This is a genomic window from Chromobacterium sphagni, assembly GCF_001855575.1.
Taxonomy (GTDB): domain Bacteria; phylum Pseudomonadota; class Gammaproteobacteria; order Burkholderiales; family Chromobacteriaceae; genus Chromobacterium; species Chromobacterium sphagni.
This window is the reverse complement of the sequence record NZ_MKCS01000001.1, coordinates 2,298,027-2,322,139: the sequence shown is the minus strand read 5'-3', so window position 1 is coordinate 2,322,139 and position 24,113 is coordinate 2,298,027. Positions and strand designations below refer to the sequence as shown.

Sequence of the window (24,113 nt, the reverse complement as noted above, 5' to 3'; positions counted from 1 at the left end):
GCGGTAGCGCTCGGAAAATGAAAACGGGATGCCTAGCATCCCGTTTTTGCTGAATCGACACTTCCGCCATTTTCCATACGGAGTTCGGTTGAGTCCGATAAGGTGGAAATAGAAAAAGCCCGACATTTTCATGTCGGGCTTTTTCTGAATCCTGGCGTCCCCACGGGGAATCGAACCCCGGCTACCGCCGTGAAAGGGCGGTGTTCTAACCGCTAAACTATAGGGACGTCTTGGTGCACCCGGAGCGATTCGAACGCCCGACCCTCTGGTTCGTAGCCAGATACTCTATCCAACTGAGCTACGGGTGCAGTTTCTGGCGGAGAAAGAGGGATTCGAACCCTCGATACAGGTTTAAGCCCGTATGCTTCCTTAGCAGGGAAGTGCCTTCGACCACTCGGCCATTTCTCCGTTCAGAGAGCGCCATATTAAATATGGCTGCTCTTGCTGTCAAGCATAAATGCAAAATTATTTATGCCGCCTGGTCCAGGCCGAAAACCTTATGCAAAACGCGAACAGCCAGCTCCAGGTATTTCTCGTCCACCAGCACCGAAACCTTGATCTCGGAAGTGGAGATCATCTGGATATTGATGCCCTCCTCCGCCAGCGTGCGGAACATGGTGGAGGCGATGCCGCAGTGCGAACGCATGCCGACGCCGACGATGGAAATCTTGGCCACCTTGTCGTCGGCGTCGATCTTGGCGGCGCCGATATGGGTTTGCACTTCGCGCAGGATGGTCAGCGTGCGCTGGAACTCGCCGCGCGGCACGGTGAAGGAGAAATCGGTGGTGCCGTTCTCGCCCACGTTCTGGATGATCATGTCCACTTCGATGTTGGCGTCGGCGATCGGTCCGAGGATCTGGTAGGCGATGCCCGGCTTGTCCGGCACGCCCTTGACATTGATGCGGGCCTCGTTGCGATCGAACGCGATGCCTGCCACTACCGCCTTTTCCATGCTTTCATCTTCCTCAAACGTGATCAGGGTGCCCTCGCCTTCGTCCTCGAAGCTGGAGAGCACGCGCAAACGTACCTTGTACTTGCCGGCGAACTCCACCGAGCGTATCTGCAATACCTTGGAGCCCAGCGACGCCATCTCGATCATCTCTTCGAAGGTGACCGTCTTCAGCCGGCGCGCTTCCGGCACCACGCGCGGGTCGGTGGTGTAGACGCCGTCGACGTCGGTGTAGATCTGGCACTCGTCGGCCTTCAACGCCGCCGCCAGCGCCACCGCCGAGGTGTCCGAGCCGCCGCGTCCCAGCGTGGTGATGTTGCCTTCCTCGTCTACCCCCTGGAAACCGGCGACGATAACCACGCGGCCGTCCTTCAAATCGCCGCGCATCACGGCTTCGTCAATCGACTGAATGCGAGCCTTGGTGTGCGCCTGGTCGGTCACCACCTTCACCTGCCAGCCGCAATAGCTCTTGGCCGGCACGCCGATTTCCTTCAGCGCCATCGCCAACAGGCCAATGGTGACCTGTTCGCCGGTGGAAACGATCACGTCCAGCTCACGCGGGTCCGGATAGTCCTGAATGTCCTTGGCCAGGGCGATCAGGCGATTGGTTTCGCCGCTCATCGCGGAAACCACCACCACCACATCATGTCCCTGAGCCTTCCATTTGGCGACGCGGCGGGCCACATTCTTGATGCGCTCGGTTGTCCCGACCGAGGTGCCGCCGTACTTCTGTACGATGAGTGCCATTACGTGCTTCTTGTTTCAAAATGGTTGAAATGTCGAACTTCGATTCTGACCACAGAATGTCGATAAATGCAAGGCTGAATTGGCAAGCCCGCGGCGGATTTCCCACGCGCGAGCCCGGCCGCGCCTGGCATCCGCCATCCGGATAAGACAACTGACAGGCTGTTTGCATCCCCCCAGCGCAACGGCTACAAACAGAAAGAAGATTACGCATCCGACTGACGGGACCCATGCATGATTGCCCCTGTTCAACCCTGGCGCTGGATCCGGCTGGAAATCGGCCTGATCGTCAACGGGGGAATCCAGTACGCGCTGTTCATCGACCATCCCTTTTTCTGGCCCGCGCTGGGCCTGACCACCCTGCTGATCCTGCTGCTGCTGTTGTGGCCGTCCGTCCGGCCAGCGCCGTCCCCGCCGCAGCCGCAAGACAGCGACACCCAGGCACGCTACTGGCGCGACGTCGCCAGCCATGTCTACGCGCTGCTGCCGTTGTGGGCCGGACACATCGCACTGGGACGCGAACAGATAGACGACGCAGCCTGCCATCTCACTTCGCGCTTTGACGGCATGCTGCGCCAACTGGGCTATCAGGAACAGGATCAGGATGACGCGGCTCATGCCCGGGAACCAGCCGAAACCCGCCTCGCCAACGCGTTGGAGGAGGCGCCGCTACGGAATCGGCTGGCGCCGGTGCTGGAACAGTTGCGGCAGTCGGGCCTGCGGCTGGAAGCGCTGGCGCAGGAGACGCCCCATGGCCAGTCCGCGCGCGACGAGCAGATCGCCGGACAGGTCCGGCAGCTGCTGTTGCAGCTGGAACAAGTGAGCCAGGACCTCCAGGCTCCCCGGCCATCGAGGCGGGACGACGCCGCATCCGGCTTCAATCTGCAGACCACCGCGGAAGACGTGCTGATACACCTGCAGTTCCAGGATCGGGTCAGCCAGATACTGGCGCATGTCCAGAACGACATCTGGCAACTGGAAACCATGCTGCACGGGGCGCTGACCAGCGAAGACGACTTGCCGGCCCCCCCGGATACAGAGGCCTGGCTCAACGCCCTGAAAAACAGCTACACCACCCACGAGCAGCGCTCCCTGCACAACCGCGACGGCAGCAGCAGGCCGCCGGGGCCGAGCGATATCACCTTTTTCTGAATGACGGGAATGTAGCAGATGGCCAAAACCATATTGATAGTCGATGACTCCACCACCCTGCGCCAGGTGGTGAGGATGACCTTGGCCGGCGCCGGCTACGAGGTGCTGGAGGCGGGAAACGGCAAGGAAGCGCTGGACATGCTGGATGGACGCAAGATTCACCTGATCATCTCCGATGTCAACATGCCGCAGCTGGATGGCATCAGCCTGCTGAAGCACATCAAACAGCTGCCGCAATACAAGTTCACCCCAGTGATCATGCTGACCACCGAGTCGGCCGATGAGAAAAAACGCGAAGGCAAGGAAGCCGGCGCCAAGGCCTGGGTGATCAAGCCCTTCCAACCCCCGGTACTGCTGACGGCGGTTTCCAAACTGATCCTGCCCTAAACCGGAGCCGACATGCCGCTCTCGATCCGCGCCGGCAACGAGCAAACCATCTATCAGGCAGCAGAGCTGCTGGCACAGTTGCGGCAGGCGCTGCGCGGCGAAGAGGCTATCCTGCTGGACCTGTCAGCGGTGGAGGAGATCGATTGCGCCGGCGCCCAGGTCCTGGTCTGGCTGCTGCGCGAAGGTAGCCGGCTGGGGCTGCCGGTATCGCTGCATGCGCCCAGCAAGGCGGTGCGAGACTTCGTCCGGCTGATGGGACTGCAGCGCGACCTGCCGCTGGAAGCTCAAGGGGAGGACCATGGCCATGGATCTTGAACAGGCGCTGCAGACCTTTCTGGAGGAGTCGCGCGAATTGCTGGACGAAATGGAAACCATCCTGCTGGACGCGGAGGCGGAACACGCCGATGCCGAGCAATTGAACGCCCTGTTCCGCACCATGCACACCATCAAGGGCTCGGCCGGGCTGTTCGGGCTGGAGGAGATCGTCAACTTCACCCACCAGGCGGAAAACCTGCTCGACCAGCTGCGCGACGGCCACCTGAGCCTAAACGACGAACTGATCGGCCTGCTGCTGCGCTGCCACGACCATGTCAAGCTGATGGTGCAAGCGCTGGCGGCCAAGGAAGACCTGGCCGCGTTGCGCGACGAAGGGCTGCTGACGGCATTGCTGGATTATCTGGAGGAAGCGCCGCCGATGCAGCCGGCAGCCCTTCCGCCACAATCGTCAGGCCATTCGTCGCAGACCAACCGCTGGCTGCTGTCGCTGCGTTTCGGCCCGGACGTGCTGCGCAACGGCCTGGACCCGTCGTCCTTCCTGCGCTACCTGGCCACCATAGGCCACATCGAGCAGGTCCAGGCCATCTGCGCCGGCTTGCCGCCCGGCGACGCCTTCGATGCCGAAAGCAACTACTTGCGGTTTGAAGTGCTGTACTGCGCCGATTTCAGCGCCGACATTGCGGAGGCCGCGCTGCAGGAAGCCTTCGAATTCGTCCGTGAGGACAGCGAGCTGTACATCTGGCCGCTGGAAGCCGCCGCGCCGCATCTGCAGGAAAGCTGCGCCAGCGCGGCCGAGGAGGAGGCCGCCGCGGTGCGGCAGGCCTGGCAGCGATTCGGCGCGCTGCCGGACTGCGCTGCCGACGAAGATCCCAAGCTGGCGCCGCGGGAAGACAGCGAGCCGGCGGCCAGCGACGAGCCGGCGCCGCACGACCCTGCCGCGCAGAGCGGCGGCGAAACCCGCGGCAAGGCGATGGAAAGCCGCTTCATCAAGGTGGAGGCCGGCAAGCTGGACAGCCTGATCAACCTGATAGGCGAGCTGGTGATCGCCGGCGCGGCTGCCAATCTGATCGCCCGCCGCTCGCAGCAGACGCCGCTGGTGGAGGCGACGCTGACCATCGCCAATCTGATCGAACAGATCCGCGCCGGCACGCTGTCGATGCGCATGGTGCAGATAGGCGAGATTTTCCACCGTTTCCCGCGGGTGGCGCGCGACGTGTCGCGCGAACTGGGCAAGGATATCCAGCTGCACATCGTCGGCGCGGAAACCGAGTTGGACAAGTCAATGGTGGAAAAATTGGGCGATCCGCTGCTGCACATCGTGCGCAACGCCATCGATCACGGCATAGAATCGACGCAGGTCCGGCTGGAGCAGGGCAAGCCGGCCGCCGGCAACATCTGGCTCAACGCCTATCACGAGTCCGGCAGCGTAGTGATAGAAGTGGCCGACGACGGCCTTGGCCTGGATCGCGAACGCATCCTGGCCAAAGCGCGCGAACGCGGCCTGCTGCCGCCCGGCGACGAGCCGGCGGACAACATCGTGTTTCAGCAGATCTTCGCCGCCGGCTTCTCCACCGCGACGCAGGTGACCAGCCTGTCCGGCCGCGGCGTGGGCATGGATGTGGTCAAACGCGGCATCGAACAGCTGCACGGCTCGATAGACATCGACAGCGAACCAGGCCGCGGCACCACCTTCCGCATCCGCCTGCCGCTGACGCTGGCCATCATCGACGGCTTCCTGGTGGAAGTGGCCGCCTCCACCTTCGTGCTGCCGCTGGAGGCTGTGGTCGAATGCATAGAACTGCCGGCCGGCTTGCCGGCCAACGGCGTGCACGACTGCATCAACCTGCGCGGCGAGTTGCTGCCGCTGCTGCACCTGTCGTCGTTTTTCGAACTGCGCTCCCAAGCGGCGGCGCGCCGCAATGTAGTGGTGGTCCACTACGACGACCGCAAGGCCGGCCTGGTGGTGGACGCGCTGCAAGGCGAATTCCAGACCGTGATCAAGCCGCTGGGCGCGCTGTTCAGCACGCTCAAGGCCATCAGCGGCTCCACCATACTCGGCACCGGGGAGGTGGCGCTGATTCTGGACGTGCCCTCGCTGATCCGGCACGCCTGTCGCAAGGAATCTGAGCGCCTGTCCCCGCACCCCGATGCCGCAGCCGCTGGCCGGCCTCCGCACCAGACACAGGGAAACACGCCATGACAGCCAAACCAGGCATGCGCGTCGCCACCAGGCAGGCGCTGGGCTATGGAGCAATCATATTCCTGCTGTTGCTTTGCATCGCCGTGTCGCTGCAAGGCTTCGACAACATCAACGGCGCCATCCGCGACATCACCCGCGTCAACAATGTCGAAGCCCATCTGGCCCATCAACTGCTGGAGCTCAACCAGCAACTCCGCCTCGAAATCCGCAACGCCCTGCTGGCCGGCAACCAGCCGGCGCTGGAGCGCGCCAGCCAGGATTTCGATGACGCGTTGCGCCGCTATCAGGAAGCCGAGCAGAAGCTGGCGCTGATGTTCCAGCGCGAAACCAGCACCACCGCGCGCGAGCGCGAACTGATGGCCACCATCCAGAACAGCAGCCGCGCCGTGCACCAGGACTACCAGCAAGCGCTGGCGCAAACCGGGCAGCAGAAGCTCCGCGACGCGCGCGCGCTGCTCGTCGGCAAAGGCGGCAAGCTGAACCAGCAGCTCTCCGCGCTGGCGGACGTGGAAGACAAGTTGAACGAGGATCTGGCGCGGCAAAGCGAGGCCACCTATCTTTCCAGCCGCAACCGGATGCTGCTGCTGGCCACGCTGGCGGTCGTCTGCAGCCTGCTGATCGCCGCCGTCATCAGCCGCGACCTGCTGCGCACGCTGGGCGGCGAGCCGCAGGCGGTGGCCGGCATGATGCGGGAGGTCGCCAACGGCAACCTGCATTGCAGCATCGCGCTGCGGCCCGGCGATGAATCCAGCCTGGCGGCCTCCATCATGCAGACCGTCCAGACCCTGGGCGCCATCATAGGCGAGGTGAAAAACGGTTCGGAAAGCCTGTCAATCGCATCCCAGCACATCCACTCCACCTCGCAGATGCTGGCGCGCTCGGCCAGCGAGCAGGCTTCCGGCCTAGAGCAGACCTCGTCCTCGGTGGAGCAGATGTCGGCCTCGATCAACCAGACCAACGACAATGCCCGCCTGACGGAAAGCATGGCGGAAAAGGCCTCCAGGGAAGCCGCGCAGGGCGGCGAGGCGGTGCAGCAGACCATACGGGCGATGCGCGAGATCGCCGACAGGATCGGCGTCATCGACGACATCGCCTATCAGACCAACCTCTTGGCGCTGAACGCCGCCATCGAGGCCGCGCGCGCCGGCGAACACGGCAAGGGCTTCGCCGTGGTGGCTGCGGAAGTGAGGAAGCTGGCCGAGCGCAGCCAGGTGGCCGCGCAGGAAATCAGCGCGCTGGCGCGCAGCAGCGTCAACCTGGTGGACGAGGCCGGCGGCCTGCTGGAGGAGATCGTCCGCTCCAGCAGCCGCACCTCGGACCTGGTGCAGGAGATCGCCGCGGCGTCCAACGAACAATCCGGCGGCGTCGGCCAGATCAGTCTGGCGGTGCAGCAGTTAAACCAGACCACCCAGCAGAACGCCAGCGCCAGCGAGGAACTGGCCGCCACCGCCGAGGAAATGAACCGCCAGGCGGAAAACCTGCACGACCTGATCGGCTTCTTCCACCTTGGCGCCCTGCACGCCGGTCCCCAGACCCGCCCCCCGGCCGCGCCGCAGCCCGCGCCTGCGGGCCGCGCCGAGCACGGCTTCATGCAATTCTGAACCAGCGGAGACACCGACATGGCCGCACTGAACATCCTGCGCCGCGCCGACGGCGACGCGAGCCAGGAGGAAACGGCGGAAGTCAGGCAATTCCTGACGTTCCAGCTGACGGGGGAAACTTTCGCCATCGGCATCCTGCGGATACGGGAGATTCTCGAATACATCCCGCCGACCTCGGTGCCCTTGATGCCGCCCTTCATCCGCGGCGTGATGAACCTGCGCGGCGCAGTGGTACCAGTAATAGACCTGTCGCTGCGCTTCGCCCGCGACCAAACCGTGGTCAACCGCCGCACCTGCATCGTCATCATGGAAGTGGAGCATGACGAGCAATGGCAGTTGGTCGGGATATTGGTGGACACCGTGCACGAAGTGCTGGCGATTCCCGACAGCGAGATCGAGCCGCCGCCGCAGTTCGGCAGCAAGATCCGCGTCGATTTCATCGATGGCATGGCCAGAATGGACAACCGCTTCGTGGTGCTGCTGAATGTCGACAAGGTGCTGTCGGTGGGAGAAATGGCGCTGCTGTCGGAGCTGGGCCAGCGAGAAGAGGCGGAGGAGGAATAATGGCGCCCCGGCAACCGGCGGAGAAACGCGGAGAGGCCAAATGAAGAACTGCACCATTCAGCGCCAGTTCATCGCGCTGACCGCTTGCCTGCTGCTCGGTCTGGGCATCCTGACCGCCACCGCCTGGCAAGGGCTGCGCACGGTGATGATCAACGGCGCCATGTACCATCAGGTAGTGATAGGCAAGGACTTCATCAACGATCTGGACCCGCCCACGCTGGAGCTGGAGGCCAGTTTCCTGCTGGTCAACCAGCTGCGCAATTCGCAGGATCCGTCCATCCGCCAGCAGCAACTCAATCAACTGCAAATCCAGCGCGACAAGTTTTTCGATGGCCTGAAAAAATGGGGAGCCAGCGACCTTCCGCCGGAGATGCGCAATATCCTGGCGCAAAAGGTGCAGCCAAGCGGCGAGGCCTTCTACCAGGAAATGGACAACCATTTCCTGCCGGCGCTGGACGCGCACGACCAACTGGCGATCAACCGCTCCTTCGACCACCTGGCCGCGCAATACGATCTCAATCACCAGGCGATCCAGCCTCTGATCGAGCAAACCGTACGCATGCAGCGGCAAACCGAAGGCGAAGCGCAGCGCATCACCAGCCAGACCTTCGGGTGGCTGGCCGGAGTCAGCCTGACAGTGGTGCTGCTGCTGGCGGGCTTCCTACTGCAGATCTACCGCCAATTGATCCGCCGGCTGGGCGGCGAGCCGCACGAAGTCGCCCGCTTCAGCCGCGAAGTGGCTGCTGGCCGGCTGGACATCGAACTCGGGCCGGCGCCGCCCGGCAGCCTCAGCGAGGCGATGCAGCAGATGTGCCTGCAGCTGCGCGCCATCATCGGCGAAGTGAAGAACAGCTCCAACGGCATCGCCAGCGCCGCGCAGCAGATCAGCTCCACCGCGCTGGCGCTGTCGCAGGGGGCCAGCACCTCCGCCGCCGGCCTGCAGCAAAGTTCGGCCTCGATCGAGCAGGTGTCGGCGTCGATCAACCAGACTAGCGACAACTCCCGCACCACCGAGGCGATTGCCGAAAAAGCCTCCGACGAAGCCACCGAGGGCGGGCAGGCGGTGCAACAGACGGTGCTGGCGATGCGGCAAATCGCTGAACGGGTCGGCATCATCGACGAAATCGCCTACCAGACCAATCTTTTGGCGCTGAACGCCGCCATCGAGGCCGCCCGCGCGGGCAAGCACGGCGCCGGCTTCGCGGTGGTGGCCGCCGAAGTGCGCAAGCTGGCCGAGCGCAGCCAAGTGGCCGCGCAGGAAATCGGCGAACTGGCCGGGCGCAGCGTCACCGTGGCCGAACAGGCCGGGCGGCTGTTGAAGGAGATCGTCCGTTCCAGCGGGCGCACCGCCGACCTGGTGCAGGAAATCGCCGCCGCCACCAAGGAGCAGGCCGGCGGCATCGGCCAGATCAACCAGGCGATCCAGCACCTGAACCATTCCACCCAGCAAAACGCCGCAGCCAGCGAGGAACTGGCCTCTACCGCCGAGGAAATGACGCTGCAGGCCGACCGGCTGCAACAGGCGATGAGCTTCTTCCGGCTCGCCGCGGACGCCCAGAGCGGCGGCGCGCCCCCGCCCGCCTGCGCGCGGCCACCGCCGCAGCAGGCCGCGCCGCCGCTTCAGGATGAGTTCAACGACATGTTCCGTTTTTGAAAGCCGCCTCTTCGGCGCTGGCGCTGTACTAGATTGAAACATGTGCAAGTCGCCGGCAGACCGCCCGACCACGACAAGGAGCGCCAATACCATGGCACAGACTCCGCCGGCGCGCCCGGCGGCGGCCGCCGCGCCTGACAACCGTCCAACCGTTCCCGCAGCGGCCGAGCCTGCGGGCGACGCCGTATTTCTTCATCCCGGCGACTGGCATTTCGGCGGCAGCGGCACCCGCATCCGCACCCTGCTGGGCTCGTGCGTTTCCATCGTCCTGTGGCATCCGCAGGCCAGGGTGGGCGGCATGTGCCACTACCTGCTGGCCCAACGCAACAACCACGGCGGCGATGCGCTGTCCGGGCGCTACGGCGACGAGGCCATGCTGCTGCTGCTGCGCGAGATTCTGGCCTGCGGCCTGCCGCTGCAGGAATTTCACGCCCGGCTGATAGGCGGCGCGTCGATGCTGATCAGCCGCGAGCGCAAACTCAGCCACGACGTGCCGGCTCGCAACATCAGCCTAGCCCGTTCCATGGTGAAACAGCTGGGCCTGCGCCTGCAGGCCGAGGACCTGGGCGGCAACTGTCCGCGCCTGGTGTTGTTCGATGTCGCCAGCGGCAACGTCTGGATCAAGCAATCGCAAGAAACCGAGCTGGAATCGATCCCGCCCAAAAATACAAGGATGCGAACATGAGTATCAAGGTTCTGATCGTCGACGACTCCGCCGTGGTCCGGCAGGTGCTGAGCCAGGTGTTCACCGAAGCCAGCGGCATCGAAGTGATGGACGTCGCCAACGACCCCTATATGGCGATGGACAAGATGAAGCTGCACTGGCCGGACGTGGTGGTGCTGGATGTGGAAATGCCGCGCATGGACGGCATCACCTTCCTCAAACAGCTGATGGCCAGCCGCCCCACCCCGGTGGTGATCTGTTCGTCGCTGACGCAAAAGGGCACCGACATCAGCATGCAGGCGATGGCCGCCGGCGCGGTGGAGGTGATCGCCAAGCCGGTTTCCGGGGTCAAGGGCTTCCTGGAAGACAGCGCCAGCCAGCTGGTGATGGCGGTGCGCAGCGCCGCCGCCGCGCGGATGAACCGGGTGCGGGTGATGCCGTCGGCCAGTTACGGCGCCGGCTCGGGCAATCCGCTGGAAACCCGCCCCAAGCTGTCGGCCGACGCCATCCTGGCCGCTCCCACCGGCAGCAATGTCTTCGCCACCACCGAGCGCATCATCGCCATCGGCACCTCCACCGGCGGCACCCAGGCGCTGGAAACCGTGCTGACCGTGCTGCCGCGCACCTGCCCCGGCCTGGCCATCGTCCAGCACATGCCGGAAAAATTCACCCGCTCCTTCGCCGAGCGCCTGAACAGCCTGTCGCAGATCGAAGTGAAGGAAGCCAGCAACGGCGACCGCATCCTGCCCGGCCGCGCGCTGATCGCCCCTGGCGGCAAGCACATGATGGTCAAGCGCAGCGGCGCCTTTTATCAGGTTGAGGTGGTGGACGGCCCGCTGGTCAGCCGCCACAAGCCATCGGTGGACGTGCTGTTCCGCTCGGCCGCCAAGTTCGCCGGCAAGAACGCGCTGGGCATCATCATGACCGGCATGGGCGACGATGGCGCCAAGGGCCTGAAGGAGATGCACGACTGCGGCGCCAAGACCATAGCCCAGGACGAGGAGAGCTGCGTGGTGTTCGGCATGCCCAAGGAGGCGATCAAGCTGGGCGCAGCCGACGAGGTGATGGCGCTGGAAATGATTGCCAAGGCGATCTGCCGCTGAGCCGGGCGCGCCGGCTCAGGAGCTCAGCAAGACCAGAGCGGCGGCTCGTCCATCAGCGCGATCTGCTCGCGCAGCCCCAGTATCTGCTCTTCCCAGTAGCGCTGGCCGCCAAACCACGGGAAGGCCGCCGGGAAGGCCGGGTCATGCCAGCGCCGCGCCAGCCAGGCGCTATAGTGGATCAGCCGCAGCGTGCGCAGGCCTTCCAGCAGATACAGCTCGCGTTGGTCGAACTCACAGAAATCTTCGTAGCCGGCCAGCACCTCGGCCAGCTGCCGCGACTGCTCGTCGCGCTCGCCAGACAGCAGCATCCACAGGTCCTGCACCGCCGGCCCCATCCGGCTGTCGTCGAAGTCGACGAAATGCGGACCGGCGTCGGTCCACAGCAGATTACCGACATGGCAATCGCCGTGCAGGCGCAGCTGGCCCACCTTGCCCGCCCGCTCGAAACAGCGCGCCACGCCGTCCAGCGCCTGCTCCAGCACGCCGCGGTAGACATGCTCCAGCTCGGGCGGCAGCCAGTTGCCCTGCAGCAGAAAATCCGCCGGCTCGCGGCCAAAGCTCAACTGATCCAGGGTCGGACGGTGGCTGTAGCCTGCCGTCCGTCCCAGCGCGTGGATGCGGCCCAGGAAGCGGCCTATCCATTGCAGCGTGTCCTGGCGGTCCAGCTCCGGCACCCGGCCGCCGCGGCGCTCGAACAGCGCGAAGCGGAATCCGCCATGATGGTGCAGGGTTTGTCCTTGCAGGCGCATCGGCGGCACCGCCGGAATTTCCCGTTCGGCCAACTGCCAGGAAAATTCGTGCTCCTCCAGAATAGCCTCGTCGCTCCAGCGCTCGGGCCGGTAAAACTTGGCCACCAGCGGCGCGCCTTCATCCATGCCTATCTGGTAGACGCGGTTTTCATAGCTGTTGAGCGCCAGCAAGCTGCCGCTGACGCGCAAATCCAGACTCTCGACCGCATCGAGAATGGCATCCGGCGTCAGCGTGGCGAAGGGAGGGGTCAAAGTGGTATCCATGTGCGGATTATACTCACAAGCGCCGCCCCCACCAGCACAACAGATCCGCCCCGCAGAGACAGCCGCTATCTGCTAAGCCTAAAGAAGAGACCGCCGCGCCGGGGAGAAAGACCATGAAACTGCATTACCCCCATCTTTCCTTCCACCTGGATGGCGACCAGCTGCTGCGCGGTCCCGAGCGCTGGGCCGACATCACGCTGCAAGGCTGGCAGATGCTGCTGGACCGGTCTGCGCGGCGACAGGCTTGGCGGCGCTTGCGCGAACACCGGCTGGGCGCGCGGCGCGCGCTGGCCAGCTTCGCCTGCTGGCTGAGCGGCAGCCTGGTCCTGGTCGGCTTGGCCTATCTGCTGTACCTGGTTTCCACCCGCTGGTAAAACCACTGCCCGCGCCATGGGCTCTGCGGCTCATTCTCGTTCTCATTGTCATTTACTTTTGCAATCAATTTTTAATGACCGATAGCAAAAACAATGAGAAAATGCAGGCCGACTCCCCGACAGGAAGCCCGCGATGACGCATCCGCACCACTCCGAAACAGCCGACAACACCGAACGCCAGCGGACAGCCCGCGTCAGCACCCTGGTCAGCGTGGTGGTCAATACGCTGCTGTCGGCACTGCAGATCATTGTCGGCGTCTGGGCCCACTCTTCCGCGCTGATCGCCGACGGCATTCATTCCCTGTCCGATCTGGTGTCCGACTTCGTGGTGCTGCTGGCGGGCCGCCACAGCGGCAAGGGTCCGGACAGCGACCACCAGTACGGCCACCAGCGCTATGAAAATGCCGCCTCCATGATACTGGGCCTGCTGCTGCTGGCGGTCGGCGGCGGCATGCTGTATACCGCAGCGAACAAATTCATCCATCCCGCCGACATTCCCTCGGTGCACTCGCTGGCGCTGTGGATTGCCGCGTTGGCGCTGATCGCCAAGGAAAGCCTGTTCCGCTACATGCTGGCCGCCGCGCAAAAAGTCCGCTCCAGCATGCTGGTGGCCAATGCTTGGCATGCGCGCTCCGATGCAGCCTCCTCGCTGGTGGTGGCCGCCGGCGTGGCAGGCAATCTGATGGGTTATCCGATACTGGACCCGGTGGCGGCGCTGGTGGTGGGCTTGCTGGTCGGCCGGATGGGCTGGCGCTTCGCCTGGAACGCGCTGCACGATCTGATGGACCGCGCCGCCAGCGAGGACGATATCGCCGCCATCCGCGCCACCCTGCTCGCCACTCCCGGCATCATCGGCATCCACGACCTGCGCACCCGCAAGATGGGCGATCTGATCCTGGTGGACGTGCATCTGGAGGTGGACGGCAACATCAATGTGTTCCAGGCCCATGCCATCACCGAAGACGCGCAGCAGCGCGTGTTGCAGAAGCACCGGGTGCTGGACGTGATGACCCATATCGATCCGGCCGAGCATTACCGCGCCGGCGGCATGTCCGCCGCAGGTTAGGTCCGCGCGGCGCAAGCCTAAGCGGGGCGCGGCCGGCTGCGCCATCGGGCGCGGCGGACGACATTTTGTACGTAAACGAAGTTTTTACGTGCAACTTTTCGGCTATCGTCGTAGTCTACCCATACTATGACGATACCATTTCAATCCTCTCCGCGCTGGCTGCTGCATGCACTGCTGTTGTTGCCGCTGTTGTGGCAATTTGAAAACTACGCCGTCAGTCGCGCCCCGATCAACGGCAATCCCCAGCCCACCACCATCAGCACCTGGACCGAGCATTGGCCGGCCGATACCCCCTTCCTGCTGGTGCAGGAAGTGCGCGACCAGTTCCGCCACGCCGATGCCAAGCGCGACGCCGGCACCCCGGTGCGAGATATCGCCGCCATGCCGCTCCGTCCCGCCGACGCGAGCTGAGCGCGCACCGCCCCACAATGCAAAATGCCGGCCATAAGCCGGCATTTCATCAGTGACGAACATGCGCTACAACGGCGTACTCGGCCGCGGATTGCAGATCGGACAGCTCGGATTGCTGCAATGAATCGAGCTGTTGTGCACCAAGGCGCGCAGCTGGCTCAGCCGCTCGGCCTCTCCCAATGCGCGCTGCTTGTCCTGGATCAGGCTGGCGCTGCCGTGGCTGTCCAACGAAAGCGCGCTTGCCGACATCAGCATCGGCGCCGCTTGGCAGGCCGCACTGGCCCCCAGCATCATGCCGCCCGCGCCAAGCGCGTGAACCCATTTTCTTTTCATCATCGACTCTCCTTGACTGATCTTGTCATCGGCTGTCATGCCACGCCGGTTTCATCACCTAAGACTACGGGCTATCGGCAACCATTGCAGCCAAAACAAACCCCGCTGGCGGCGGGGTTTGTTAACAGGCTTAGCGGATGATTTCCACCTTGTAGCGCGGCGGCAGCAGCAGCGCCGGAATTTCACGCCTGGTCTTGCGGCTGCGGCGGGCTGGCCGAGCCTGCTTCAGACCCTCGCCATTGCCGGTCAGCGCCGGCGCGGCGGGAATTTCGCGCTCGCGCACCACCGGTTCGCGCATGGGCTCGCGCATGCTCTGCTCGCGCGCAGCCGGCTTCGGCCGCGCCGGCTGCGGCACCGGCATGAAACCATCGACATTCTGCGGGGTCAGCGTCTGGCGGGTCAGCTTCTCGATCGCCTCGTGCTGGCGGGTCTCATCCGGACTCATCAGGGAGATGGCCACGCCCTTGGCGCCGGCGCGGCCGGTGCGGCCGATGCGGTGCACATAGTCTTCCGGCGAATTGGGCATTTCATAGTTGACCACGTACGGCAGCTCGGAAATGTCCAGGCCGCGCGCCGCCACATCGGTGGCCACCAGCACGCGCAGTTCGCCATCCTTGAACGACGCCAGCGTCTCCAGCCGCGCGCCCTGGGTCTTGTCGCCATGGATGGCCTCGGCCTGCAGGCCGTCGCGCTTCAAATCGCGCGCCAGCTGGTCGGCGCTGATCTTGGTCTTGCAGAACACGATCACCTGGCTCATATCGCGCGAACGGATTAGATGCGCCAGCACCTGGCGCTTCTTGAACGCGTCAACCTTGAACACCAGCTGTTCCACCTGGTCGTTGGTGGCGTTCTGGCGCGCCACCTCTACCGTCTGCGGCGAACGCATGAAGTCGGCGGCCAGGCGCCTGATCTCCGGCGCGAAAGTCGCGGAGAACAGCAGGGTCTGGCGCTCCTTGGGCAGCATGCTCATGATCTTGCGGATATCCTGGATGAAGCCCATGTCCAGCATGCGGTCGGCTTCATCCAGCACCAGCACTTCCACCTTGCCCAGCTGCAGGTTCTTTTGCTGGATGTGGTCCAGCAAACGACCCGGCGTGGCGATCAGGATTTCCACGCCGCGGCGCAACTCTTGGGTCTGCGGGTCCATATTCATGCCGCCGTAGACGGTGGTGGCGCGCAGAGGCAGGTATTTGGTGTAGCTTTTTACGTTTTCGCCGATCTGGTCGGCCAGTTCGCGGGTAGGAGAAATCACCAGCGCGCGCACCGGATGCATCGCCGGCGAAACGCTGGTATTGGCAAATTTCTTCAGTCGTTCCAGGATGGGCAGCATGAAGGCCGCGGTCTTGCCGGTGCCGGTCTGGGCAGCGGCCAACAAGTCACGACCGGACAGCACCAGCGGGATCGCCTTCTCCTGGATCGGCGTCGGCTGGCTATAGCCCTGCTCCTCGATGGCGCGCAGGATCTCCGGCGACAGGCCGAGTTCGGAAAACAACATGTAACACACTCCTGCAATACGTAAGGGCACGTTGCGCCTGATGCGTCAACGCGCCCCGATGTTCATTAAGTAAACCGGCGGCAGATAAATCAAATGCCGCCCAAAGGGCGGCAACTCCATCGTCAGCCCATGCGGCTGGCCACGCTGATCAGCAGGGTGACGGCCAGCCACAGCAGGGCCGAACGCCACACCAAGCCTACCGCGCTTTTCAGATAGCTGGGATCGGCATCATCACCCAGGCCCAGCTCCGGCCGGTATTTCACCGAGTAATCCTGCCGCAGCGGATCGCCCAGCTTAACTCCTAAGGCTCCTGCCGCCGAAGCCAGCAGAATGCCGTTGGCGTAGTTGCCCCAGGTCCTCGCCTGCGAACGCCAGCAGTAGATCGCGTCTTCAAAATCGCCGACGATGGCGAAAGCGGCAGCGGTCAGCCTGACGGGCATCCAATCGAGCCAACCCGCCACTCTGGCGGCGAACAAACCGAACGGATCCTCTGCGGCGTTGCGGCTGCCCCACTTCTGATTCAGCATAGAACACAAGCGGTACAACAAAGCGCCCGACGGTCCCGGCAACAACACAAACCAGAACATGGTGCCGAATACATGACGGTAGCTGTCCAGAATGCCCTGCTCGATCGCCAGACGGGAAATCTCCTCCACCGACAGCTCAGCCGTCGGCAAACCGGTCCAGTTGGACAGCGCCAGTCTCGCATCCAGATCCCGGCCTTCGGCTAGCGCCTGCGATATCTCGGAAAAAGCGCTGGAGAAATGACGGAAGCCCATGGTGAGATACAACACCAGCACATTGAAGGCAAGCGCCAGCAGCGGGCTCACCGCCTTCAGTGAATAGAACAGTAGCAGGCTGAGCAGCAGCGCGGGCACGATGGCGACCAACCAGGCCAGCACGCCATGGCGCTCGGCGCCGGCATTCAGGTTGCGCTCAAGATGGTTGGCATATCGGGTAAACAACAACCACACCCGGTTACGATTGCCGAGCGGTCGCAGTTGCTCCAAAGCCAGAGCAAGAATCAGGGAAATCAGGGTCATGGTTTCTGGAGGTGATTTTCACGGGACCGCTGAGGAAGATACCATAAAGGCGGCGGCGCCGCCCACCGAATGATGCCGCCGCGCCCGATCCATGACAAAGGGCGCCGACAAGGCGCCCTTGGTTTGTCCTCTGCGGCGCCGTCTCAAGCGGAACCCAGGAGGCGGCGGCCGCTAACCACATCCGGCTGATTGCCGCCGCGGTCGTACCCCAGCGTGGCGGCGGCGGCGGTGCGCAGCACCAGCAGCGACTCCTCAATCACGGCCAGCTTCTCGCTGACGAAGCTGCCGTTCAGCTGATTGATGCTCTGCGCGCGGTTGACGGCGTCTTCCAGCCACGTCCACGCCTCGCAGGCAGGCGGCTTGTCCGCCAGCCAGATGTACAGGGTGTCGCGGTCGAGCACGCCCAAGGCCGACATAAGGCGACCGCGCGCGGCGGACTGCTGCGCCAGCTCGTCCAGCACGCCGCTCTTGCTGTCGGCCAATTCCTCCAGCTTGTGCTCCTCGCCCTGGATCAGCAGCGCCTGCTCCTGTTCCAGCAAGACGACAAGCCGGGACACCGAGTTGGCCTCGTCCCGGCACAGCTGTACGAACTCATCAATGACAGACATATTCCTGCTTCTTTGCGCTGCTTGTCCGTAAACGGATCAACCTCAACCCTGCAACAGTTCCTGAGCCGAGGAAATCAGCCCGTCGGCGATCTTGTCCGGATTGATGCTGAAACTGCCGTTGGCGATGGCGGACTTGATCGACTCCACCTTGGCGGCGTCGAACGCCGGCTGCTGAGAGCTGGGATCGTTGCCGATGGCGCTCAGGCGGCTGGCGACGGAATTGATCTGCACACTGTCGCTGCTGCTGCCTGCGCTGCTGGTCGAACTGGACGGCGCACGGGCGGTGGTCTTGCTCTGGGTGCTGTAGGTTCCCGACAGCTTGCCCGAATTATCGATCTTCATGGCCTGGCCTTCCCGTAGCTAATCTCAACTGATCCTATTATCGACCGAAAAAACAATCTCTTGAACTATTTTCTCATCAAAAAATCACGGCCACGCTGCCATCGGCCTGCACCGTGCCGCGTACTACCCTGCCATTGCTCAACCTGACCGTCACCTGCTCGCCCTGCGCGGCGTTTCCCATCGCCATGCCTTCGGCTTCGGCGGCGAAGCCATCGCCCTGCGCCTGCACCTTCACCTGCTGGTTGCTGCGCACCAGATAAGGCGCCCGCACCATGAAACTTCGCAGCCAGGCCCCGCTCGGCGCCCCGGTCCTCATCACCTGGCCGATGGCCAGATTCAAGTCCACCAGCACATTGCTCGCCAACGCCGGATTGGCGATATCCACCAGCCTGACATCGGCGGCGCTGATCATTTCGCCGGCGGCCATCGGCCGGCTCAGGACTACTCCCAGTCGCTTCTCGTTGATGCTGACCGGAATCCGCAGCGACCACCCCAGATCCGGGCAGGACACCGCGACAAAAGTCGCGCCGGTGGTCACTCCCGGCGTCGCCCAATCCGCCTTGGGCCGGCTGCAGGCCGGCAAGGCCAGCCTTCTGTCCAACTGGCCCAACTTCCAGGTGGCAGCGCGCAACTCCAGTTCGTGTTTGAGAAACTGGTTTGCCAGCCATTCCAGTTGGGCAAGGTTCTGAACGCCATCGGCCCATGCCGGCATGGTAGCCAACAGACAGCAAAACCACAGAATTAATCTTCGCATGCTTTTATTTTAGCGCAAGCCGCCATGGCTGAGCGATGGCGATTGACAAGCATCGGCAACATTCGAATAATCGTTTGAATAGAGCTTAGACTCTTGACACTAAATAAGACGAAAACATAAATCGTTCGTCCGAGGAGAAACACAATGCGTAGTCGCTTGACCGCTCTCGCCCTGGCCACCGCCCTAGCCCTGCCGGCCGCCGCAAATGCTTACAGCAACATCTATTTCTTCGGCGACAGCCTGTCCGATGTCGGCGCCTTCGGCGGCCAATCGGGCCTGCCGGCCGGCGCCCGCTGGACCACCGGCAACGGCCCCAACTGGACTAATGTGCTCACCGGCCACTATGGCCTGCAATCGCTATCCAACAATCCGCTGAACGGCGCCACCAGCAACAGCGGCAACAATTATGCCCAAGGCGGGGCGGTTGCCCAGACCTATCAATCCATCACCCAGTTTCCCGGCACCACCGGCAGCAACGGCTCGGTTGAGCAATATGGCCCTGGCGGCACCTTGCTGATTCAGGAACTGCCGCAGCAAACCGCCGCCTACCTCGCCAGCACCGGCGGCAAGGCCGACCCGAACGCGCTGTACTCCGTCTGGATCGGCGGCAACGACATCGCGGCAGCCGCAGGCACCTTGACCAGCGACAGCTCAGGCACAGCTGCAGCCAGGCTCACCGCCACGTCCGCGGCCACCGCCAGCTCGGTGATCGGCCAGTTGCAAAGCGCCGGCGCCAAAACCATCATCGTACCCAACGTGCCCAGCCTGGCATCGACTCCGCTCACGCTTTATCAAATCGTTCAGGGTGTCGCCACCAAGGCCGGCACGGTCGGAGGCTTGTCCGGAGCCGCGCTAAACACTTATGTCAACAACGCTGTCAGCGCGGCATGGCAGGTGCTGAGCAGCGGCAACGCCACCCAAAGCAACCAGGCGACACTGACCCAGCAAGCCATCGCCGCCGCGAATGCCTCCATGGGCTTGCCGGACTCAATAACAACGCTGACCTCCACCTACAATGCCGCCCTTGGCGGCCTGCAGACTCTCAGCAGCCTCTACAACTCCCAGGTCGACAACGCCTTGCTGGGCAACAACCAGCAACACGGCATAGTCCGCGCCAACATCGCCGGCTTAATGACCGAAATCTCCGCCAACCCGGGCAAGTACGGCTTCACCAACATACTCGGTTCGGCCTGCGTCACCAGCGCCATTACCTGCTCGCAAGCCACCTACCCTCAAAGCTATGTATTCACTGATGGCCTACACCCCACTCCGGCCGCGCACCAGATCATCGGCGACTACGTCTACGGCCTGCTGCAGGCGCCTTACTACGCCGCGGCGCTGCCTGACTCAGCCCTGAACAACGCCCGCCAGCTGGGCGGCGCGCTGGACAGCCGCTACCAGGCCATCCGCTCGCAAAAGCGCGCGGTCGGCACCGTCAGCGCCTTTGTCGACGGCGCCTTCAGCGACGACAAGGTCGGCTACAGCGGCATGACGGCAAAACCCAAGGGCCAGTTGTACACCCTGGGTCTGGACTATCAGGCCAGCCCGGCGCTGAGCATAGGCCTGGCGATGTCCCGCCAGCAGGGCAAGACCGACATCACCAGCACCGGCACGCCGGGCAGCGTGGATGATCGCACCACACTGATGTCCGGCCTCGTCAGCTACAACCAGGACAAATTCTGGGTGGACGGCGACATTCACCTGGGTTCCGGCGATCTGGACACCAGCCGCGCCGTCATCCTGGGACCGACGCAGGTACAGATCAACGGCAGCAGCCGCCAGACCCAGTACGGCCTGCGTGTCGGCGGCGGCTATCGCCTGCAGTACGGCAACTTCACCACCGGTCCGGTCGCTGGCCTGGATTACGCCCATGTCAAGGTGGCCGGCTTCACCGAGCAGGGCGGCAACAGCAGCAGCATGGCCTTCGGCGGACAGAACGCCAGCTCGCTGGTGGGCCGCATCGGCTGGCAGTTGGATGCCGATGTCGGCAAGTTCAGTCCCTACGCCAAGGTGAGCTTCGCCCACGAATTCCAGCAGGACGACCGCAACATCACCGCCGGCCTGGCCACCACGGTCGGCGACTGGACTACCGATATCGGCAAGGCGGGCGCCAACTGGATGGAGTGGACCGCCGGGGTCAGCGCCAACTTCAACAAAACCGTCACCGCCTACGGCCAATTCTCGCTCACCAGCGGCCGCAGCGGCGGCAACCAGACCGGCGGCAACATCGGCGTGGCCGTATCGTTCTGATCCATATCTGCGCCATGCAAAACAGGCTCCGGATTCGGAGCCTGTTTTTTTATCTGCCGCTTAAGCTGCGGCGGAAGCGGATTATTCCAGCGACTGCTCGATATAGGCCTTTACCAAGCCGGCCTCCGCCGGCAGCACCGTCACCCGCTGCGGCAGGGTCTCCAGGCCCTCGAAGCCGGCCGGACGCGGCGGCTCGCGGTCCAGCGCCTCGCGTATGGTATCGGCGAACTTGGCCGGCAGCGCGGTTTCCAGGCAGACGATATTCTCGCCGGCGCGGCGCAGTTCGCGCGCCACCTTGATGCCGTCGGCGGTGTGGGTGTCCACCACCACGCCGTCCTCGGAGTCCAACTGGCGGATGGTGGCCAGGCGGTCGGCATGCGCGCTCTTGCCGGAGACGAAGCCGAACTCGTCGCTCACCCGTCGCATCTGCTCCGCATCCAGCTGGAAACCTCGGCCAGCGTCCACCTCGGCCCACAGTTTGGCCACCGCCGCGCCATCGCTGCCCAGCAGATCGAACACAAAGCGCTCGAAATTGGACGCCTTGGAGATGTCCATGGACGGGCTGGAGGTCACCCAGGTATTGGCGCTGCCGCGCGGCGCGTAGCGGCCGCTCTTGAAGAACTCGTCCAGCACGTCGTTTTCGTTGGTGGCGACGATCAGCCGGTCGATCGGCAAGCCCATCCGCCGCGCGACGTGGCCGGCGCAGACATTGCCGAAGTTGCCGGACGGCACGCAGAAGCTCGCCTTCTCGTCGTTGCCGGCCGTAGCCTGGAAATAGCCTTTGAAGTAGTACACTACCTGGGCGACGATGCGCGCCCAATTGATGGAGTTGACGGTGCCTATCCTGTGACTCGCCTTGAAGGCATGGTCATTCTGCACAGCCTTCACGATGTCCTGGCAATCGTCGAACATGCCCTGGATGGCGATGTTATGGATGTTCCCGTCCTGCAGGCTGTACATCTGCGCGCGCTGGAAGGCGCTCATCTTGCCATCTGGGCTCAGCATGAACACATTGATGCCGGCCTTGCCGCGCATCGCGTATTCGGCGGCGGAACCGGTGTCGCCCGACGTCGCCCCTAGGATATTCAGCGTTTCGCCTCGCCGCGCCAGCACATATTCGAACAGCTGGCCGAGGAACTGCATCGCCATGTCCTTGAAGGCCAGCGTCGGACCGTTGGACAATTCCAGGATGGCGATGCCGTCATGCAGGCGCTTGAGCGGCGTGATGGCCGCGCTGCCGAACAGCTCGGGCCGGTAGGCGCGCTGGACGATGCCCTTCAGGTCGGCGTCCGGGATGTCGTCGGCGAACAGGCGGATGATCTCGAACGCCAATTCGGCATAGCCCAGGCCGCGCCAGGCGTCGAGCTGTTCGCGGCTGATCTGCGGGTAGCGTTCCGGCAACAGCAGGCCGCCATCCGGCGCCAGGCCCAGCAACACGGTTTCGGAAAACGGCAGCGGCGCCATCGCGCCGCGAGTACTGATATATCGCATCAATGTTGTTCCAGGTATTGGCCGCAGGCGGCGGAGGCTTCCTTCAGCCGCTGCTTGCCGCGCGGATCGTCTTTCTTGATCTGGCCGGTGACCACCCCCATCACCTCTTCCGAAGTGAAGGTGCTGGCCAGCTTTTCGCTGGCGCACTGGCAATAGCGCTGCACCTGCTCGTTGCCGGGCAGGCCGACACCGTCCGAGGCCGGCGTGCGCTTGACGCAACCGCGCATCAGAAAGCCCTGCAGCAGCTGGTGCTGCCCCGGGCTAAGCGGCGTGGCCGCGGCGAAACCGGTGAACAATGCGGCGCACAGGCCGGCTTGCCAATACCTAGTCATTCAATTCTTCCATCCGCAAACGCACCACCTTGCCAGCCACGCTGTCCAGCGCCTCTATGCCGGCGATGGCATGGTTGATCGCTTTTTCCTGCACCCGGTGGGTGAGGATCACCACTTCGGCGGTGCCGTCGGACACCGATCCTTTCTGGATCAGCGCCTCGATCGAGATGCCGTTTTCCGCCAGCAGGCGGGTGATGTTGGCCAACACGCCGGCGCGGTCTATCGCGCCGATGCGCAGGTAATACGAGCTGGTCACCTCGGCTATCGGCAGGATGGGCAGGTCCTGCAGCTGATCCGGCTGGAAAGCCAGATGAGGCACGCGGTGCTCTGGGTCGGAGGTGAGCAGCCGGGTGATGTCTACGATGTCGGCCACCACCGCCGAGGCGGTGGGCAAGGCGCCGGCGCCGGCGCCGTAGTACAGCGTCGGCCCCAGCGCGTCGCCCTTGACCAGCACCGCGTTCATCACGCCGTCGACATTGGCGATCAGCCGGCTCTCCGGGATCAGCGTCGGATGCACGCGCAGCTCCACGCCCTTGTCGGTGCGGCGGGTCAGGCCCAGCAGTTTCACACGGTAGCCCAGTTCCTCGGCGTAGCGGATGTCGCGGCCGTCGAGCTGGCTGATGCCTTCCAGATAGCACTGGTCGAACTGCATCGGGATGCCGAAGGCCAGCGCCGCCATGATGGTCAGCTTGTGGCCGGCGTCGTGGCCCTCGATGTCGAAAGTGGGATCGGCCTCGGCATAGCCCAGCTTCTGCGCCTCGGCCAGCACGTCAGCGAAGCTGGCGCCCTTGTCGCGCATCTCGGTCAGGATGAAGTTGGAGGTGCCGTTGATGATGCCGGCGATCCACTCTATGCGGTTGGCCGCCAGGCCTTCGCGCAGCGTCTTGATGATGGGGATGCCGCCGGCCACCGCCGCCTCGAACGCCACCATCACGCCCTTTTCCTGCGCGCGGGCGAAGATCTCGGTGCCGTGCAGCGCCAGGAGCTTCTTGTTGGCGGTGACCACATGCTTGCCGTTGGCGATCGCCTTCAGCACCAGTTCCTTGGCGATGGTGTCGCCGCCGATCAGCTCGACCACGATGTCGACGTCGGGGTTGTTGACCACTTCCAGCGCGTCGGCCACCACCGGCACATCCGGCCCCAGCACCGCTTGGGCGCGGGCGCGGTCGCGGTTGGCCGCCTGGATCAGGCGGATTTCGCGCCCGGCGCGGCGGGAAATCTCGCCGGCGTTGCGCTTGAGCACCGTGGCGGTGCCGCCGCCCACCGTGCCCACGCCCATCAGGCCGATATTGATCGGTTTCATATTA

The 24,113-nt window shown here is 64.0% G+C and carries 24 protein-coding genes and 3 tRNA genes; 13 read left to right on the top strand and 14 right to left on the bottom strand.

Annotated features, from left to right (window positions below; genetic code table 11):
* Nucleotides 1–152: 152 nt before the first annotated feature.
* From BI347_RS11020 to BI347_RS11005, 4 genes are all read right to left on the bottom strand, one after another.
* Nucleotides 153–227: transfer RNA gene (locus tag BI347_RS11020), tRNA-Glu, on the bottom strand.
* A gap of 4 nt (nt 228–231) precedes the next feature.
* A tRNA-Arg gene (locus tag BI347_RS11015) sits at nt 232–308 on the bottom strand.
* 6 nt (nt 309–314) lie between these two features.
* Nucleotides 315–408, bottom strand: a tRNA-Ser gene (locus BI347_RS11010).
* A gap of 61 nt (nt 409–469) precedes the next feature.
* Nucleotides 470–1,696, bottom strand: coding sequence for an aspartate kinase (locus tag BI347_RS11005; RefSeq protein ID WP_071112615.1), 1,227 nt, complete (start codon nt 1,694–1,696; stop codon nt 470–472).
* A gap of 231 nt (nt 1,697–1,927) precedes the next feature.
* Here BI347_RS11005 and BI347_RS11000 point away from each other — a divergent pair, with 231 nt between their 5' ends.
* From BI347_RS11000 to BI347_RS10960, 9 genes are all read left to right on the top strand, one after another.
* Nucleotides 1,928–2,845 (top strand): hypothetical protein, encoded by a 918-nt coding sequence (locus BI347_RS11000; protein ID WP_071112614.1) that lies wholly within the window; start codon nt 1,928–1,930, stop codon nt 2,843–2,845.
* 18 nt (nt 2,846–2,863) lie between these two features.
* On the top strand, nt 2,864–3,232 hold the full coding sequence (locus tag BI347_RS10995; protein WP_071112613.1) for a response regulator: 369 nt from the start codon (nt 2,864–2,866) through the stop codon (nt 3,230–3,232).
* Between the two features lie 12 nt (nt 3,233–3,244).
* The gene (locus BI347_RS10990) at nt 3,245–3,547 is read left to right on the top strand and encodes an STAS domain-containing protein (RefSeq protein ID WP_071112612.1); all 303 of its coding nucleotides are present in this window, start codon (nt 3,245–3,247) and stop codon (nt 3,545–3,547) included.
* Complete coding sequence (locus BI347_RS10985) at nt 3,531–5,708, top strand: chemotaxis protein CheA (RefSeq protein WP_071115881.1); 2,178 nt, start codon at nt 3,531–3,533, stop codon at nt 5,706–5,708. Before BI347_RS10990 ends, BI347_RS10985 begins: the two co-directional genes overlap by 17 nt.
* On the top strand, nt 5,705–7,309 hold the full coding sequence (locus BI347_RS10980) for a methyl-accepting chemotaxis protein (RefSeq protein ID WP_071115880.1): 1,605 nt from the start codon (nt 5,705–5,707) through the stop codon (nt 7,307–7,309). Before BI347_RS10985 ends, BI347_RS10980 begins: the two co-directional genes overlap by 4 nt.
* Nucleotides 7,310–7,327: 18 nt before the next feature.
* Nucleotides 7,328–7,873 carry a chemotaxis protein CheW gene (locus BI347_RS10975; RefSeq protein WP_083338822.1) on the top strand — a complete coding sequence of 182 codons (546 nt, stop codon included), beginning with the start codon at nt 7,328–7,330 and terminating at the stop codon, nt 7,871–7,873.
* A 40-nt stretch (nt 7,874–7,913) separates the two neighbouring features.
* Nucleotides 7,914–9,527, top strand: coding sequence for a methyl-accepting chemotaxis protein (locus BI347_RS23965; RefSeq protein ID WP_071115879.1), 1,614 nt, complete (start codon nt 7,914–7,916; stop codon nt 9,525–9,527).
* 91 nt (nt 9,528–9,618) lie between these two features.
* Entirely contained in the window at nt 9,619–10,212 is a 594-nt protein-coding gene (locus BI347_RS10965; protein ID WP_071112607.1) for a chemotaxis protein CheD, read from the top strand.
* Nucleotides 10,209–11,294, top strand: a complete 1,086-nt coding sequence (locus tag BI347_RS10960) for a protein-glutamate methylesterase/protein-glutamine glutaminase (protein WP_071112606.1) — start codon at nt 10,209–10,211, stop codon at nt 11,292–11,294. The genes BI347_RS10965 and BI347_RS10960 overlap by 4 nt, the downstream gene beginning before the upstream one ends.
* 23 nt (nt 11,295–11,317) lie before the next feature.
* Here the strand turns inward: BI347_RS10960 and BI347_RS10955 are convergent, their stop codons facing one another.
* The gene (locus BI347_RS10955; RefSeq protein WP_071115878.1) at nt 11,318–12,307 is read right to left on the bottom strand and encodes a serine/threonine protein kinase; all 990 of its coding nucleotides are present in this window, start codon (nt 12,305–12,307) and stop codon (nt 11,318–11,320) included.
* 113 nt (nt 12,308–12,420) lie between these two features.
* Here BI347_RS10955 and BI347_RS10950 point away from each other — a divergent pair, with 113 nt between their 5' ends.
* From BI347_RS10950 to BI347_RS10940, 3 genes are all read left to right on the top strand, one after another.
* Complete coding sequence (locus BI347_RS10950; RefSeq protein ID WP_071112604.1) at nt 12,421–12,681, top strand: hypothetical protein; 261 nt, start codon at nt 12,421–12,423, stop codon at nt 12,679–12,681.
* Between the two features lie 133 nt (nt 12,682–12,814).
* The gene (locus BI347_RS10945) at nt 12,815–13,747 is read left to right on the top strand and encodes a cation diffusion facilitator family transporter (protein ID WP_071112603.1); all 933 of its coding nucleotides are present in this window, start codon (nt 12,815–12,817) and stop codon (nt 13,745–13,747) included.
* Between the two features lie 126 nt (nt 13,748–13,873).
* Entirely contained in the window at nt 13,874–14,158 is a 285-nt protein-coding gene (locus tag BI347_RS10940; RefSeq protein ID WP_071112602.1) for a hypothetical protein, read from the top strand.
* A gap of 66 nt (nt 14,159–14,224) precedes the next feature.
* On the opposite strand, the gene BI347_RS10935 is transcribed toward BI347_RS10940, so the two are convergent.
* The 6 genes from BI347_RS10935 to flgA all read right to left on the bottom strand — a co-directional run bounded on the left by BI347_RS10935 (nt 14,225) and on the right by flgA (nt 18,733).
* Nucleotides 14,225–14,494 carry a hypothetical protein gene (locus tag BI347_RS10935; protein WP_139166932.1) on the bottom strand — a complete coding sequence of 90 codons (270 nt, stop codon included), beginning with the start codon at nt 14,492–14,494 and terminating at the stop codon, nt 14,225–14,227.
* Between the two features lie 127 nt (nt 14,495–14,621).
* A complete protein-coding gene (locus BI347_RS10930; RefSeq protein WP_071112600.1) occupies nt 14,622–15,986 on the bottom strand; it encodes a DEAD/DEAH box helicase in 1,365 nt (454 codons plus the stop codon).
* 122 nt (nt 15,987–16,108) lie between these two features.
* Nucleotides 16,109–17,029: a CobD/CbiB family protein gene (locus tag BI347_RS10925; RefSeq protein ID WP_071112599.1), complete on the bottom strand. Its 921-nt coding sequence runs from the start codon at nt 17,027–17,029 to the stop codon at nt 16,109–16,111.
* 143 nt (nt 17,030–17,172) lie between these two features.
* Complete coding sequence (locus BI347_RS10920; protein WP_071112598.1) at nt 17,173–17,637, bottom strand: flagella synthesis protein FlgN; 465 nt, start codon at nt 17,635–17,637, stop codon at nt 17,173–17,175.
* A 42-nt stretch (nt 17,638–17,679) separates the two neighbouring features.
* Nucleotides 17,680–17,979, bottom strand: a complete 300-nt coding sequence (gene flgM, locus BI347_RS10915; RefSeq protein ID WP_071112597.1) for a flagellar biosynthesis anti-sigma factor FlgM — start codon at nt 17,977–17,979, stop codon at nt 17,680–17,682.
* Between the two features lie 76 nt (nt 17,980–18,055).
* Nucleotides 18,056–18,733 (bottom strand): flagellar basal body P-ring formation chaperone FlgA, encoded by a 678-nt coding sequence (gene flgA / locus BI347_RS10910; RefSeq protein WP_239690863.1) that lies wholly within the window; start codon nt 18,731–18,733, stop codon nt 18,056–18,058.
* 144 nt (nt 18,734–18,877) lie between these two features.
* Between flgA and BI347_RS10905 the strand changes: the two genes are divergently transcribed.
* Nucleotides 18,878–20,983: an autotransporter outer membrane beta-barrel domain-containing protein gene (locus BI347_RS10905; protein WP_083338821.1), complete on the top strand. Its 2,106-nt coding sequence runs from the start codon at nt 18,878–18,880 to the stop codon at nt 20,981–20,983.
* An 81-nt stretch (nt 20,984–21,064) separates the two neighbouring features.
* On the opposite strand, the gene thrC is transcribed toward BI347_RS10905, so the two are convergent.
* The 3 genes from thrC to BI347_RS10890 are packed head-to-tail and all read right to left on the bottom strand — an operon-like array spanning nt 21,065 to nt 24,109.
* Nucleotides 21,065–22,474, bottom strand: coding sequence for a threonine synthase (thrC, locus tag BI347_RS10900; protein ID WP_071115876.1), 1,410 nt, complete (start codon nt 22,472–22,474; stop codon nt 21,065–21,067).
* On the bottom strand, nt 22,474–22,806 hold the full coding sequence (locus BI347_RS10895; RefSeq protein ID WP_071112594.1) for a hypothetical protein: 333 nt from the start codon (nt 22,804–22,806) through the stop codon (nt 22,474–22,476). Before BI347_RS10895 ends, thrC begins: the two co-directional genes overlap by 1 nt.
* Nucleotides 22,799–24,109: a homoserine dehydrogenase gene (locus tag BI347_RS10890; protein ID WP_071115875.1), complete on the bottom strand. Its 1,311-nt coding sequence runs from the start codon at nt 24,107–24,109 to the stop codon at nt 22,799–22,801. The genes BI347_RS10895 and BI347_RS10890 overlap by 8 nt, the downstream gene beginning before the upstream one ends.
* Between the last annotated feature and the right edge of the window lie 4 nt (nt 24,110–24,113).